Origin of the sequence: Bradyrhizobium sp. HKCCYLRH3099 (genome assembly GCF_051167855.1) — a bacterium.
Lineage (GTDB): Bacteria > Pseudomonadota > Alphaproteobacteria > Rhizobiales > Xanthobacteraceae > Bradyrhizobium.
Window position 1 is genome coordinate 99,191 of record NZ_JBNPTW010000002.1, and the last position, 15,120, is coordinate 114,310.

Annotated in this window: 13 protein-coding genes; 10 read left to right on the forward strand and 3 right to left on the reverse strand. The window is 67.2% G+C overall.

The window, feature by feature from the left end; translation table 11 throughout:
* Window positions 1–29 precede the first annotated feature (29 nt).
* The 10 genes from asd to ACQR1Y_RS05790 all read left to right on the forward strand — a co-directional run bounded on the left by asd (window position 30) and on the right by ACQR1Y_RS05790 (window position 10,097).
* The gene (asd, locus tag ACQR1Y_RS05745) at window positions 30–905 is read left to right on the forward strand and encodes an archaetidylserine decarboxylase (protein ID WP_434879498.1); all 876 of its coding nucleotides are present in this window, start codon (window positions 30–32) and stop codon (window positions 903–905) included.
* Window positions 906–1,014: 109 nt separating this feature from the next.
* Window positions 1,015–1,974, forward strand: a complete 960-nt coding sequence (locus tag ACQR1Y_RS05750) for an NUDIX domain-containing protein (protein WP_434879497.1) — start codon at window positions 1,015–1,017, stop codon at window positions 1,972–1,974.
* 107 nt (window positions 1,975–2,081) lie between these two features.
* Window positions 2,082–2,621 carry a (2Fe-2S)-binding protein gene (locus ACQR1Y_RS05755; RefSeq protein WP_434879496.1) on the forward strand — a complete coding sequence of 180 codons (540 nt, stop codon included), beginning with the start codon at window positions 2,082–2,084 and terminating at the stop codon, window positions 2,619–2,621.
* Window positions 2,618–3,634, forward strand: coding sequence for an FAD binding domain-containing protein (locus tag ACQR1Y_RS05760; protein WP_434879495.1), 1,017 nt, complete (start codon window positions 2,618–2,620; stop codon window positions 3,632–3,634). The genes ACQR1Y_RS05755 and ACQR1Y_RS05760 overlap by 4 nt, the downstream gene beginning before the upstream one ends.
* A 4-nt stretch (window positions 3,635–3,638) precedes the next feature.
* Window positions 3,639–5,846 carry a xanthine dehydrogenase family protein molybdopterin-binding subunit gene (locus tag ACQR1Y_RS05765; protein ID WP_434879494.1) on the forward strand — a complete coding sequence of 736 codons (2,208 nt, stop codon included), beginning with the start codon at window positions 3,639–3,641 and terminating at the stop codon, window positions 5,844–5,846.
* 531 nt (window positions 5,847–6,377) lie between these two features.
* Window positions 6,378–7,229, forward strand: coding sequence for a DUF3313 domain-containing protein (locus tag ACQR1Y_RS05770; protein WP_434860614.1), 852 nt, complete (start codon window positions 6,378–6,380; stop codon window positions 7,227–7,229).
* Window positions 7,230–7,759: 530 nt separating this feature from the next.
* A complete protein-coding gene (locus ACQR1Y_RS05775) occupies window positions 7,760–8,026 on the forward strand; it encodes a hypothetical protein (RefSeq protein ID WP_434860615.1) in 267 nt (88 codons plus the stop codon).
* Window positions 8,027–8,157: 131 nt separating this feature from the next.
* Complete coding sequence (locus ACQR1Y_RS05780) at window positions 8,158–8,493, forward strand: hypothetical protein (RefSeq protein WP_434860616.1); 336 nt, start codon at window positions 8,158–8,160, stop codon at window positions 8,491–8,493.
* Between the two features lie 80 nt (window positions 8,494–8,573).
* Window positions 8,574–9,023 (forward strand): hypothetical protein, encoded by a 450-nt coding sequence (locus ACQR1Y_RS05785; protein ID WP_434860617.1) that lies wholly within the window; start codon window positions 8,574–8,576, stop codon window positions 9,021–9,023.
* An 810-nt stretch (window positions 9,024–9,833) separates the two neighbouring features.
* Entirely contained in the window at window positions 9,834–10,097 is a 264-nt protein-coding gene (locus ACQR1Y_RS05790) for a hypothetical protein (RefSeq protein ID WP_434880121.1), read from the forward strand.
* A 156-nt stretch (window positions 10,098–10,253) separates the two neighbouring features.
* Here ACQR1Y_RS05790 and ACQR1Y_RS05795 read toward each other — a convergent pair whose 3' ends face one another.
* The 3 genes from ACQR1Y_RS05795 to ACQR1Y_RS05805 are packed head-to-tail and all read right to left on the reverse strand — an operon-like array spanning window position 10,254 to window position 15,021.
* The gene (locus ACQR1Y_RS05795) at window positions 10,254–12,215 is read right to left on the reverse strand and encodes a MacB family efflux pump subunit (RefSeq protein WP_434880122.1); all 1,962 of its coding nucleotides are present in this window, start codon (window positions 12,213–12,215) and stop codon (window positions 10,254–10,256) included.
* Window positions 12,215–13,507, reverse strand: coding sequence for an efflux RND transporter periplasmic adaptor subunit (locus ACQR1Y_RS05800; protein ID WP_434880123.1), 1,293 nt, complete (start codon window positions 13,505–13,507; stop codon window positions 12,215–12,217). Before ACQR1Y_RS05800 ends, ACQR1Y_RS05795 begins: the two co-directional genes overlap by 1 nt.
* Before the next feature lie 38 nt (window positions 13,508–13,545).
* Window positions 13,546–15,021: an efflux transporter outer membrane subunit gene (locus ACQR1Y_RS05805; protein WP_434880124.1), complete on the reverse strand. Its 1,476-nt coding sequence runs from the start codon at window positions 15,019–15,021 to the stop codon at window positions 13,546–13,548.
* Window positions 15,022–15,120 lie beyond the last annotated feature (99 nt).

Consider the following 15,120-nt stretch of genomic DNA (forward strand, 5'->3'; position numbering starts at 1 on the left):
AAGCGCTAACTCCACCTGCTGACAGATTCATGACAGTCAAAAGCCTGATCGCCTCCTTCACCCAACAGGAAGACCTCAACTTCCTGCTCACCAACCGTGTGCCGCGCGCCGCGCTGACCCGCTTCATGGGCTGGTTCTCCAAGATCGAGAATCCGCTGGTGAAGGATACGTCCATCGCGTTGTGGAAGCTGTTCTCCGACCTCGACCTCTCCGAAGCCAAGGAGAGCGAGTTCAAGAGCCTGCACGCCTGCTTCACCCGCGAGCTGAAGCCGGGCTTAAGGCCGTTCGATCCCGATCCCGCAATCGTGACGACGCCGTCCGACGGTATCATCGGCGCGCACGGCACGATCAAGGACGGCGAACTCTACCAGATCAAGGGCGCGCCCTATTCGCTGAAGGATCTGGTCGCCGACCCCGCCGTCGTCGAGACCTATCGCAACGGCAGCTTCGTCACCATCCGTTTGACGTCGAGCATGTATCACCGCTTCCACGCGCCGGCGGACATGACGCTCGAGCATGTCAGCCTGATCCATGGCGACGTCTGGAACGTCAATCCGATTGCGCTGAAGCGTGTCGAGCGGCTGTTCTGCAAGAACGAGCGCGCGGTGATCCGCACGCATCTCGCGACAGGCGAGCCGTTCACGATCGTGCCGGTCGCCGCGATCCTGGTCGCGAGCATCCGCCTGCATGCGCTGGGTCGCGTGTTGAATGCGCAGACCGAACGGCCGCTCTCTTATGTCTGTAACAACGAGGTGAAGAAGGGCGACGAGCTCGGCTGGTTCGAGCACGGCTCGACCATCATCCTGCTCGCGCCCGGCGAGTTCACCTTCGCTGCAGGCATCACCGAGGGCGCGCGTGTCAGAGCAGGGCAGCCACTGTGGCGCAGGCGCGTCGCCGCCGGCTGAATGTGACATGTGCACGACGGCAATCTCGATTTCGCCGTTGCACGTCGCCATATCCTGGCGTTGAACTGGCGAATCGGCGGGTTGCAACCCGCAAGGCGTGGGAGAGGCGATGGCGAGAACGCCGATCATGGCGGCAGGCGGCATTGTGCTGCGGCGGGAGCAACCGCCGCGGATCGCGGTCGTGCGCCTGCGCAAGCGCGACGAATGGGTGCTGCCGAAAGGCAAGCTCGACGACGGCGAGACGCCGCGCGACGCGGCCAAGCGCGAGGTGCTGGAGGAGACCGGTCACAAGGTGACCGTGCATGAATTCCTCGGCACGCTCGTGCATGACACCGGCACGCGCTCCAAGGTCGTGCACTACTGGCGCATGGAGGCGACGGGCACGCAGACGCAGCCGCTGATGGACGACGTCCGCGCCGTCGACTGGCTGCCGCTCGACGCCGCGGTGGAGCGCCTGTCGCGCGATCACGAGAAGACGTTCCTGGAAACGGTCGGCCCCTATGCGCTAGCCGGCCTGATCCGCAAGGTGAAGGCGAAGCCGGCGGCGGAGCCCAAAGCCGCTGTTGAAAAGGCTGCGGTTGAAAAGTCGGCTGAGGAGAAGCCGGCCACGGCCAAGAAGCGCCGCAGCCGCGCGACACCGCAGCCGGAGCCGTCCGAGCTGCCTGCCGCCTTGCCAGTCGCGGTCGAGCCGGTCCCGCAGGCTGTTGAGATGGTGGAGGCAATTCCGGAGATCGCAAGCGAACCGGCGCTCGATGCAAGCCGCGAGTTGGATCGTCCCGAGCCGGTTGTGGCCGGAGTGCCGCCGCAAACGGAGGCGGTGGCCGCGCCTGAGGCTGCGATGCCCGAGCGAGTGCCTGAGGATCTCGAACGCGTCGAGGCCGTCGCGGCGGCGATCAAATCGCTCGTGCCGGCGCCCGCCGAGAACAGCCGACCGACTGCGGATGCGCCAATGTCCGACGCGGAGTCTGAATCGCAGGACAGTGCCCGCGGCGAAGCCGATGCTCCGGACGGCCGCGGCCGACGCAGTCTCGCGCAGAAGATGCGGGCCTGGCTCGGCCGGGCGGCCTGAGCCTCGGCGGGCGGAGCGCAGCCAGTCCTGCGGTCCGCCACGCGAAAATTGCTGAGAACCATTCGCGCCATTGCGGGTTGATGCGGGTCCGTCAACGGAGACCCCGCATGAGCCCGTCGCGCGAGAGTGCCGCATCTCTCACCAAGCCTGCCCCGCTGTCCGTCACTTTGCGGATCAACGGCGAAAGCCGCACGCTGTCGGTGGCGCCCTGGACCACGCTGCTCGATCTCCTGCGCAATCATCTCGATCTCACCGGGACCAAGAAGGGCTGCGATCACGGCCAGTGCGGCGCCTGCACCGTGCTGATCGACGGCCGCCGTTCGCTGTCCTGCCTGACGCTCGCGGTGATGAAGGACGGCGCCGAGATCACCACGATCGAAGGGCTCGCCAAGGGCGGCGAGCTGCATCCGCTGCAGCAGGCCTTCATCGATCACGACGCCTTCCAATGCGGCTATTGCACGCCGGGACAGATCTGCTCGGCCGCCGGCCTGATCGCCGAGGGCAAAGCGAAGACCAAGGATGAGATCCGCGAGCTGATGAGCGGCAACATCTGCCGTTGTGGCGCCTATCCCAACATCGTCGGTGCGATCGAGCAAGCCATGGACAAGCAGGCCATGACCAAGCAGGCCACGGGAGGTCGCCGATGAACAATTTCGACTACGCGCGCGCCAGCGACGTCGCGGAAGCCGTCAGGCTGAAGGCCGATACGCCCGATGCAAAATTCATTGCCGGCGGCACCAATCTGCTCGACCTGATGAAGTACCACGTCGAGCAGCCGCGCCGGCTGATCGACATCAGCCGCCTGCCGCTGAATGCGGTGGAGGAGACGAGCGCTGGCGGCGTCAAGATCGGCGCGCTGGTGCCAAACAGCACGCTGGCCTATCATCCTGTGATCGAGAGCCGCTATCCGCTGCTGTCGAGCGCGATCCTCGCCGGCGCCTCGGCGCAGCTGCGCAACATGGCCTCGACAGGCGGCAATCTGCTGCAGCGGACGCGCTGCGCCTATTTCTACGATGTCGCCACGCCCTGCAACAAGCGCACGCCCGGTGATGGCTGCTCGGCGGTCGAGGGTCTCAACCGCAACCATGCGATCCTCGGCGCCAGCGCCGCCTGCATCGCGACGCATCCGTCCGACATGTGCGTGGCGCTGGCCGCGCTGGAAGCGACGGTTCACGTCGCTGGTGCCCAAGGCCAGCGCAGAATCGCGTTTGCCGATTTCCACCGGCTGCCCGGCGACCGGCCCGACCTCGACAACACGCTGCGCGCCGACGAGATCATCACCGCGATCGAACTGCCTGCGCAGGGTTTTGCCGCGAACCACAGCTATCTCAAGATCCGCGACCGGCTCTCCTACGCCTTCGCGCTGGTCTCCGTCGCCGCAGCGCTCGACATCGACAATGGCCGCATCCGCGAGGCGCGGTTTGCGCTCGGCGGCGTCGCCCACAAGCCATGGCGCAACGACGCAGCCGAGGCCGCGCTGCGCGGCCAGGCGCCTGACCGCGCGGCGTTCGAGCGCGCGGCGGACATCCTGCTCCAGGACGCCAAGCCGCATCGGCACAACGCCTTCAAGCTCCCGCTCGCCCGCCGCGCCATCGTCAGAACCCTGACGCAGGCCGCGAGCGGCACGCCGCAGATCCAATCCAACAAGACCATCCGGTGATCTCATGACCGCTCACATCGGCACCGCCACCTCCCGCGTCGACGGCCGCGCCAAGGTCACGGGTTCAGCCAAATACGCCGCGGAGTTCTCCGCGCCCGACCTCGCCTACGGCGTCGTGGTCAGCTCCACCATTCCGAAGGGGCGCATCGTCAGCATCGATGCCAGCCGCGCCCGCGCCGTCGACGGCGTGATCGACATTCTGACCCATACCAACCGCGTCAAGATGGCCGACAAGGACGACGGCTATCGCGACGAGGTCGCGCCGGAGGACGGCTCGCCCTATCGGCCGCTCTACGACGATCGCGTGCATTTCAACTTCCAGCCGGTGGCGCTGGTCGTCGCCGAGGACGAGGACACCGCGCGCTTCGCGGCGACGCTGGTCGACGTCCGCTATCACACAGATGAATTCGCGACCGACCTGCATGCCAGGCGCGAGCAGGCCTTCAAGGTCGAGAAGCCCGTCAAGCCGCGCGGCGACGCAACCAAGGCGCTCGCAGTCGCGCCGGTGCGTCACGATGCCGAGTACGGCGTGCCGATCGAGTATCACAATCCGATGGAGCTGTTCGGCTCGACCGTGCTGTGGAAGGATGGCGGCAAGCTCGTCGTCTATGACAAGACCCAGGGCGTGCAGAACGTGCAGCGCTATGTCTGCAGCGTGTTCGATCTGAAGGAAGACGATGTACAGGTGATGTCGCCGTTCGTCGGCGGCGCGTTCGGCTCGGGCCTACGGCCGCAATATCAGGTGGCGCTCGCGGCCATGGCCGCCCTGAAGCTGAAGCGCGCCGTGCGCGTGGTGCTCAGCCGCGCGCAGATGTACGGCCTGTGCTACCGCCCGGCGACGATCGAGCGGCTGGCGCTCGGCGCCGGTCCGGACGGCGCGCTGACGGCGCTGACGCATGAGGCGATCGCGATGACCTCGCAGCACGAGGCGTTCTCGCGCAACGATATCGGCTGGGGCGAGGTGCTCTACACCTCTGAAAATTCACGGGCGACGCACCGGCTCGCCAAGCTCGACGTGCCGACACCCGGCGACATGCGCGCGCCGGGCGCCGCCAGCGGCGTCTACGGCCTGGAATGCGCGATGGACGAGCTCGCCGTCGCCCTCAAGATGGATCCGCTGGAGCTGCGGCTGCGCTGCTACTCCGATCGCGATCAGGACAAGAACCTGCCGTTCTCCAGCAAGCGCCTGAAGGAGTGCTATCAGCAGGGCGCCGACGCCTTCGGCTGGTCGAAGCGCAGCGCCGAGCCGCGCTCGATGCGCGATGGCCGCGAGCTGGTCGGCTGGGGCATGGCGAGCGGCGCCTGGGAGGCGATGCAGATGCCGTTCGCCTCGCGCATCGTGATGACCGCCAACGGCCATGTCGAGGTGGCCAGCGCCACCTCCGACATCGGCACCGGCACCTACACGATCATGGCGCAGGTCGCCGCCGACATGCTCGGTGTGCCGCTCGACAGCATCACGGTGAAGCTCGGCGATTCCACCCTGCCGAAGGCGCCGGTCGAAGGCGGCTCATGGACCGCCGCCTCGATCTCGCACGCCATCGTCAATGCCGCCGACGACATCCGTGCCGAGCTGCTGACCATGGCGCAGGCCATGCCGAACTCGCCGCTGCAGCGGCTGACGGCCGACGAGGTGACCTTGGCCGATGGCGCCATCGTCGCGATCGCGGATCGCAGCCGCTCGGTGGCGATGTCGGACGTCATGCGCCACGGCGGCAAGGACCGCATCGAGAAGGAGCGCGGCGGGGATTTCGAAGAGGACGACAAGCACGCCCACAACACCCATTCGGCTGTCTTTGCCGAGGTGAAGATCGACGAGGAATTGGGCGTCATCCGCGTGACGCGCATCGTCAACGCCGTCGCCGCCGGCCGCATCCTCAACACCAAGACCGCGGCGAGCCAGATCATGGGCGGCGTGGTCATGGGGATCGGCATGGCGCTGCACGAGGAAGCCATGATCGATCACCGGTTTGGCCGCATCATGAACGCCAACGTCGCCGAGTATCACATGCCGGTGAACGCGGATGTCCACGACATCAAGGTGATCTTCGTCGAGGAGGAGGATCGCATCATCAACAAGATGGGCATCAAGGGCGTCGGCGAGATCGGCATCGTCGGCGTTCCCGCCGCGATCGCCAACGCGGTCTATCATGCGACAGGCAAGCGCGTGCGCGACCTGCCGATCACCTTGGACAAGCTGCTGGTGGAATGAGGACGGCGGGCGCCGGCGACTGTTCTGGTCGAAAAGCGCCCGCTGTGCCGAAGCGATCTCCGCGCAAGCCGAATGAGCCCGGCGACCACGGTGCTCTGCCTGCGGAAGTTGTTCGTCGCGGTCGTCCCGCATCGCTCCATGCGATGCCGCCCCGGTCGCGAAGAGCCTTCATCGCCGTGCTGCCGCCTGGCTGCGCGGAAATGACGCCTTGTCTCTCGACGTGGTGGAGCGCAAGGTTCGCACGGCGATCCGCCGACATGGCTGGCCGCTTTCGTTGATGACGCCGCCGTTCTTCGACTTCCCCATCGAATTCGAGCCTGCCGCAATGGCGCCAGAGCGTAACCATGCCTGCCGCACTGTTTCCCTGGTTGGCGCCGTTCACCGATCATCTCTCCACGCTTCCGCCCTCAGCTCTCCGAATTCCCGGACCACAAGCAGGCGTCGCCAGCGGCGGGCGATGGTGAGCGAGCGCAGGACGGTCCCGGCATGGTCGATGGCAAGGTCAGGACTTTCGTCGGATCGTCTCGTCCCATGATCGGCCTCCGTCTCGGCGTGCTGTGCGCGTCCCTTGGCCTCGCCGGCTGCGCGACGGCGCCGATCACCCAGAGCGGGTCGCTGGCTTCCTATCAGGCGATGGCGGAATCCAACGGCATCCTCGCCAAGTCGCAGCTCAACGTCGACAAGGACAAGGTGCTGGCGGCTTCGACCGTGCGCATCATGCCGACGTCGTTCTCGGGAGAGGCGGGCGCGGTCCTGAGCGAGGAGCAGCGGCGGCTGGTCGCCAATGCCGTCGATCGCGCGCTCTGCCTTAACTTGAGCGAACGCTTCACCGTCGTGCCGGCGAACGAGCGGGCGGATTTGACGACCCGCACCTTCATCACCCAGGCCACGGCGACCGACCCGGTGGCGGCCGGCGCATCCAAGGTCGTCTCCGCTGTTCCCGGCGCACTCGGCGTGCCCGTGCCGGTGCCGCGACTGCCGATCGGCCTCGGCAGTCTGACGATCGAAGCGGAAGCGCTCGACCGCAAGGGACGGCAGCAGGCCGCGATGGTGTGGGCGCGCGGCGCCAACTCCTTCACCAATTCGCCGGTGCTGTCGCAGGCCGGCGACGCCTATGATCTCGCTGGATCGTTCAGCGCCGATTTCGGCCAGATGCTGCTGACCGGCGAGACGCCGTTCGGCAAGCCGCCGAAGCTGCCGTCGATCGAGCGGATCGGCGCGGCACTCGGCGCCAAACCCAAGAATGCTGCGTGCGAAGCGTTCGGAAGGGACCCCGGACTCATCGGCATGGTCGCCAATCGCCTCGGCGCCCCGCCCGAATGGGTCGACAAGGGCGCAGTGCCGCAAGACGGCCAACCGGGCACGCAGGTCGCCAGGCGATAGAGGCCGAGCGGCCCGACCGGTGCGCCCCCTCCCCCTTGTGGGGAGGGGTCGGGGGTGGGGGTCCACGAATCCCGCTCTTCGTTGGGCGCTTACGATCTGGCTCTCACGACGATCTCTGTGGCAAGCGAGTTGGCCGCCACACATTTCATCGCCCGGGGACCCCCACCCCCGACCCCTCCCCGCAAGGGGGAGGGGAGCGCGCTGCCGTCGTGGCGGGCAGCTCGGCCTCGTCGTCGAGGATGAGTGCAACGGAGTTGGTACAGCGCCGATCCGGAACTCATAACGACTGACTGCGGTGAGGCGCGCAACGATCAGCTTCGTTCCTCGATGGCGTCCGCGGTATGCGTCCCGTGCAATTGCGCACCAGGCCGGGACGACAGTTTTGGATGCTGTGGGCAATCGGGCATAGGCACGCAGAGCGGTCCGGAGCTTGAGTGTGACCCGCCGCACGGAAGCGGGCGTGGGCGCCGTCTATCCTTCAACCATCGAACGGCAATGACGCCGGATCGAACGCTCAAAAGGATACGACCATGCTCCGCTCCATTCTCATCGCTTCCGCTGCCGTCCTGACGCTCGCTTCCTCGGGCGCCTATGCCGGCAACTCGTCCTCGATCGTGCAGAACGGCAACGGCAACGGCGCCGAGACCTTCCAGAAGGGCCGCAACAACGACAGCCAGATCATCCAGTACGGCAACGGCAACGGCGCCGGCGTGCATCAGATCGGCCGCAACAACAACGCCGGCATCGGCCAGAACGGCGACGGCAACTACGCCGGCGTGTGGCAGCGCCGCCGCTGATCGAGAAAGCGGAGCGGAAGGAAGCGAGCGGATCTCGCTTCCTGTCCGCTGAGCCAGACCTCGAACGCCCAGCCCACGACCTCAGTCCCGAACGACAGCCCCGACAAACCCAGCCCCCAAGGATGCGCCCCATGAGCAAGCTTCTGTTGATCGCAAGCGCCGCACTGGCGCTGATCTCCGCCCCGGCCTATGCCGGCGGCATCACCGCCTGCGTGCACGCCAAGACCCAGATCGGCAACGGCCTGAGCGACCACGTCACGCAGAACTGCCAGTACAACATGAATGGACAGGTGCAGGCCGGCAACGGCAACACCGCGAGTGCGCGCCAGACCGGCATGAACAACAGCTCGAATTCGACGCAGCTCGGCAACAACAACGCGACGCGCCTCGACCAGCGCGGCCGTGACAACAGCGCCGGCGCCATGCAGGTTGGCAACGCCAATCGCGTCCGGGTCAATCAGTGGTAACGGGCTTTTGCCCGCAGGCTCGAAACCGGACGGCGTTGGACGAGCTCTCGTCCAACGCTCGAATCCGTCAGGAGGGACAGATGAAGCTCAACCAGCGAAAAGCGTTGCTCGTGGCCGGTGCTCTGCTCGCCGGTCTCGTCGCCTTGTCGGTGCAGGCCGAGACGACGTCGATCAGGAACGGCAGCAATTCGGCGAGCGTGACCCAAAGCGGCGGCGCGGCGACGACCGACAAGAAGGTCGAGACACGCTCCGGCTATACAAGGATCGAACAGCACAGCGGCGGCAACTCGGCCACGATCGTGCAGCGATCGGGACCGGTCACACCGCCGACGACAGAGGCCGACCCCGGACAGAACTCCGCGGTGCCATCCACGCCGGTCGATCCCGATGCGATGGACGACGATGATGATCGCAAGTCCGCGTCGACGGAGCCGAACGTCTATCGCGAGGTCCGCAAGGGCGCCTCGCCGCAATCGCAGAAGACGCTCGACAAGCTGATGACGTCGATGGGCCTGCAGAAGAAGATGTGAGGTCGCGACGGAGCCGGCCTGATCCGCCAGGCTCCATCGCGCTTGTCTAACATCGCCCTCCGGCAGCGACAGCCGTCACCGGCTGTCGCTGCGTTGTGGTGTCTACAGGCTATCGCATACTGAGGTCCGCAGCTGTGCCGGCGAACGATCCTGCCAATGAGAGTCACCGTCATGCCCGGGCTTGTCCCGGGCATCCACGTGGTTCTCAGCATGCCGAACGACGTGGATGGCCGGGACAAGCCCGGCCATGACGTTGTGGAGACAGATGAGCGCAAATCTCCGATCGTCATGTGCAATTGCCCCGTACTCCCAGCGAGGTGTTTGAGGCGCGCTGGCAATTGGCTTTTTGCCTCACACGACCGCCGCGGATTATGGGTCCCGGATCGGCGCCTCGCCGCGCTGGCGCGCGTCGTGGCTTGTCCGGGACGACGGTGGTGGGCGAGGCGCGCATCTGTATCAACACCCTCGCCGTCGTCCCGGACGAGCTGCGCCAACGCGCCAGCGTTGGTGCAGCGCCGATCCGGGACCCATACCCCCAGGGAGCTGTTTGAGGCACGCTGGCGTTTGGCCTTTTGCCTCACACGACCGCCGCGGATTATGGGTCCCGGATCGGCGCCTCGCCGCGCTGGCGCGCGTCGTGGCTGGTCCGGGACGACAGCGGTGGGCGAGGCGGGTGGTCACGCGAAAGGGCCATGGAGAGCGCGAGTAGCAGAGTGTGACATGCGGCACGGAAGCAGGCGTGGGCGCCGCGTAGTCTCCAACCATCGAACGGCAATGACGCGGTTCGAAACCGATCACAGGGAAAACGCCATGCTCCGCTCCATCCTCCTCGTCTCCGCTGCCGTCCTGACGCTCACCTCGGGCGCCTATGCTGGCAACTCGTCCTCGATCGTGCAGAACGGCAACGGCAACGGTGCCGAGACCTTCCAGAAGGGCCGCAACAACGACAGCCAGATCATCCAGTACGGCAACGGCAACGGCGCCGGCGTGCATCAGATCGGCCGCAACAACAACGCCGGCATCGGCCAGAACGGCGACGGCAACTACGCCGGTGTGTGGCAGCGCCGCCGTTGATCGGTGAGCGCGCGGCGGGAGGAAGCAGAACCGGTCCCCCGCTTCCTTCACGCCGACGCCGCAATCGAACGAGCAGGTGCCGTCATCGTTGACGGCATCTGCCGGGTCGCGAGGGCGGGAGCCGGGAGCTCACACCCGCTGCGATGTGACGAAAACCTACTCTCGCGCCAATGCCGTCGCCGGATCGAGCCGGGAGGCGCTGCGCGCCGGCATGTAGCCGAAGCCGATGCCGATCGCCATCGAGATGACGGCAGCGCCGGCCATCGCCAGTGGCGAATAGATCAGCTGGAAGCCGACATCGAGCGCATTGAAGACGGTGCCGAAGCCGATGGCCACGGTCAGGCCGAGCGCCCCGCCGAGCAGGCAGACCAGCACCGCTTCGATGAGGAACTGCATCAGGATGTCGCTGCGCCGCGCGCCGACCGCCATGCGCACGCCGATCTCGCCGACGCGTTCCGACACCGACACCAGCATGATGTTCATCACGCCGATGCCGCCGACCAGCAGCGAGATCACCGCAATCGCGGCGACCAGCAAGGTCAGCACCTGCGTGGTGCTCTCGACCGTCTTGCGGATGTCGTCGGTGTTGAGCACGAAGAAGTCCTTGGCGTTGTGCCGCGCCGTCAACAGCGCGGTGGCGGCGCGCTCGGCCTCCGCCATCGGCGTCGCTTCGTCGACGCGCAGGCTGATGCTGCGCAGGACCTGGTTGCCGAGGAAGCGGGCTTGTACCGTGGTGTATGGCAAATAGACGATCGGCGTGGAGCTCGAGCCGAAACCCGCCTGCTGCTGCTTGGTGACGCCGACCACGCGGCAGGGCACCTTGCCGATCAGGATCACCCTGCCGAGCGGGCTGACATCGGCATCGGGAAACAGCGCCTTGCGCGCATTGTCGTCGATCACGGCATCCTGGGCATAGGACCGCACGGTGTCGGCATCGAGATAGCCGCCTTCGGCGAGCTCGGTGTTCTTGACGCGGAAATACTGCTCGCCGACGCCGGAGATCTGCGCGCTGACCTCGATCGCGCCGAACCGCAAGGTGCTGGTGGTCGAGACCGTCGGCGAGATCGCATCGACATAGGGCTGCTGCGCCATCACCTTGGCGTCGGCGACCACCAGCGTCCGGATCTTGCCCGAGCGCGTGTCGCCGAAATCCTTGCCCGGAAAGAATTCGAGCGTGTTGGTGCCGAGGCGGTTGATGTTCTCCAGCACGCGTGCCTGCGAGCCGCGGCCGAGCGCGAGCACCAGCACGACGGAGGCGACGCCGATGATGATGCCGAGCATGGTCAGGAAGGCGCGCAGCCGGTGTGCGTTCATTGCGAGCAGCGCCATGCGGGCGGCCTCGCGCAGCCGATCGAGATGGCTGCGCCACCATGACCATGGCGGCAACGCGTGATCGTCCGGCACGACAGCAGAGGCCGGAGCGGAGGAGCGCGGATTGAGCCGGTCGGAGATGACGCAGCCGTCCTGGATCTCGATGATGCGCCGCGCGCGCTGGGCGACGCTCGTATCATGGGTGACGATGATGACCGTCCGGCCGGACGCGCTGATCTCGTCGAGGATGCGCAGCACCTCCTCGCCGCTGGCGCGGTCGAGCGCGCCGGTCGGCTCGTCCGCGAGGATCACGTCGGGATCGTTGACCAGGGCACGCGCGATCGACACTCTTTGCTGCTGGCCGCCGGACAACTGCCCCGGCTTGTGTCCGACGCGGCTGCCCATGCCGAGCCGTTGCAGCAGCGCCTCGGCCTTGCGGCGCCGGGTCGCGGACGACAGTCCCGAATACACCGCGGGCACCTCGGCATTCTCCGCGGCGGTCAGCTCGCCCAGCAGGTGATAACGCTGGAAGATGAAGCCGAAATGCTCGCGGCGCAGCGCCGCGAGTTCGTCCGGGTCGAGCGAGTTCATCTCGCGTCCGGCGATCCGGTAGCTGCCGGAGGTCGGGCGATCGAGGCAGCCGAGAATGTTCATCAGCGTCGATTTTCCGGAGCCGGACTGGCCGACGATGGCGACCATCTCGCCGCGCGCGATTCTGATGTCGACGCCCCGCAGCGCGTGCACGGTGCTGTCGCCCGACGCGTAGCGCCGGCCGACATCGTGCAGATCGATCAGCGGCGCCGCCATCACATGCCTCCGCCCGGCGGTGGCGGCATCATTGTCTGTTTCGGCGCTTCATCCGGGGTGGAGATCACGACGCGTTCGCCCTCGCGCAGGCCGGACGTCACCTCGGCCCTGATCTTGTTGTTGAGCCCGATGCGTACCGCGCGCTTCTGCAGGCTCCCGGCCTCGTCGAGGACGCGCACGGCGTAGCTGCCGTCGGCGTTGGCGCTCCCGAGCGCGGAGGACGGGATCGTCGGCACCTTGCGGGCTTCGCCGAGCAGGATGTGGACCTCGGCGGTCATATAGGTCATCAGCCGCCCGTCGGGATTGGCGATATCGAACACGCCGTTGTAGTAGATCGCTGACGACGTGGAGGACGAGGACGAACTGCTGCTGCTCGATGTCGTGGTCGTGCTGGACGAGAAGCTCGAATCGCTCTTGATGGACTCCGGCGCCGGCTCGATGCTCCGCAACGTCGCCTCGTAGCGCCGGTCGGGATCGCCGAGGATCGTGAAATAGACGTTCTGTCCGGGCTGCACCCGGACGACGTCGGCCTCGGAGATTTCGACGCGCACCGTCATCGTCTCGACCTGGCCGAGGACGACGATGGTCGGCGCCGACTGCACCGCATTGACGGTCTGGCCCTGCTGGGTGACGATCGACAGCACGGTGCCGTCGATCGGCGCGGTGATCCTGGTGTAGCCGAGATTGACGCGCGCGGTCTCGATCGCGACCTCGGCCTCGACGATCTGCGCGTCGAGCTGCGCGATCTGCGCCTGGGTCTGCTTCACCGTCGCTTCGGCGTTGTCGTAGTCCGCACGCGACGACGCCTTCTGCGCCAGTGTCGCCTGCTGGCGCGCGAGGTTCGCCTCGGCGAGCGTCAGTGTCGCCAGTTTCTCGTCGCGCTGGGCGCGCACATTGCGCAACGCGGCCTCGTTGGTGCGCAGCGTGTATTGCTGGGTCAGCGAGTCGATCTCGGCGATGAGATCGCCGGCCTTGACCCGCTCGCCGAGCTTGACATTGAGCGCGACCAGCCGCCCCGAGGCCTGGGCGCCGACCGCCACCAGCTTGACCGGCTTCAGCGTGCCGGTGGCCAAGACGGTCTGCTCGAGGTCGCCGATCGTCACCGGCGCGGTCACCAGCTTGGTGTTGGAATTGGCCGTGTAGCGCGAGGCGAGCAGACCCGCTGCGGCCGCCGCCGCGATCAGGCTGAGGATCAGCCATTTCCGCCCGCGTGCGCGTTTCGTCGGCGATGTGGGCGAGCCGCCGTCGTCGATCGCGACGGTGCGGGGCATCTGGGGCAAGGGTGCGTTCATCGGCTTACTTCGCAGTCACTGGGACATCACGGCGCAACTCAGCGGGGTTCGACGGCTTGAACGAGATGCGGACCTGTGCCGGCGTCGACGACTTCAGGCTTGGAGCTGTCGAGCACGCCACCCCAGCCGCCGCCCAGCGCCTTGGCGAGCGCGACGTAGTCCTTCGCCAGGGTGGCCCGGCTGGCGAGCAGACTGTCCTCGGCCGTGAACTGCGAGCGCTCGGCGTCGAGCACGTCGAGGAACGTGCTGGAGCCGGTCTGGTACAGCGCGCGCGACAGCCGCGCGGCCTCGCCATAGCGTCGCGCTGATTCCCCGAGGCTGCGGATGCGAAGCCGTTCCTGGGCCAGGTTGACGATGGCGTTCTCGACGTCCTCCAGCGCGCTGAGCACGGCGCTGCGCCAGGCGACATGGTATTCGTCGCGCTGCGCCTCGGCGATCTCGACCGCCGCCTGCAGCTTGCCGCCGTTGAAGATCGGGATCGAGACGCTCGGTCCGATCGACCAGCCGATCGTCGAGTTCTTGCCGAGATCGCCGAGCTTCAGCGCGGTCGTCGACACGGTGCCGCTGAGGCTGACGTCCGGGTACAGCGCGGCGGTCGCCTGGCCGATCTTGGCGGTGGACTGCGCGAGCTGCCGCTCCGCCTTGCGGACGTCGGGACGCATCACCAGCACGTCGGCCGGGATGCCCTTCGGCAGCGGCAGGCGCGGCGCGGGGATCGGCGTGGAGCGGGACAGAAGCTGGCTGAGCGCGGTCGGATCGCGTCCGAGCAGCACGCCGAGCCGGTGCACGGCCTGCTGATAGCTGGCCTCATAGGTCGGGATCGTCGCCTCCGTGCTCGCGGCGAGCGCGCTCGCCTTGGCGGTGTCGACGGCCGAGGCCGAGCCGGCCGCCTGCTTGCGCTCCGTCAGCGCCGCGGTCTCGCGCTGCGAGGCCGCCGTGCGCCGCGCCAAGGCCGCGCGCGCCTGATAGGCGCGGGCATCGATGTAGTTGGAGCCGACGTCGCCGACCAAGGTCAGCAAGGTCGCGCGCAGATCGTCCTCGGCCGCATCGACGCCGTAGCTGGCCGCCTCGACCGCGCGGCGGTTGGCGCCGAACAGGTCGAGCTCCCAGCTCGCATCGAAGCCCGCCTGGTACTGGCTGTAGGTCGCCGGTGCGATGGCGATGCCGCTCGTCGACGACCCGCTGCTGCGGGTCTCAGTCGCCGCGCCGCTGCCGCTCACGCTGGGAAACAGCGCGCCGACGGCCTGGCGCTGCGTCGCCCGGGCCTCGCGGATGCGCGCCTTGGCGGCGGCGACGTCGAGATTGCCGGCGACGGCCTCGCCGATCAGTTGATCGAGCAGCGGATCGCCGAGATTGCGCCACCATTGCGCGAGCTTCAACGCCTGCGCCGGCCGATTGGTCTCGCTGCTCCAGCGCGCTGGCGTGCCGAAATCCGGTGTGATGTAGTCGGGGCCGACGGCGCAGCCGGCGAGCAGCGGAGGCAGGAGGCAGAGTGCGAGCAGGGCGGGCTTCACGGGGCTTTGGCATCGCGGTTCGGAAGACACCGCGCCGGCCGCGTCAGCCTTGTCGCAGGACTTTCCTGGTGATGTTTGTCTGGTGCCGAAAAGTCTTAG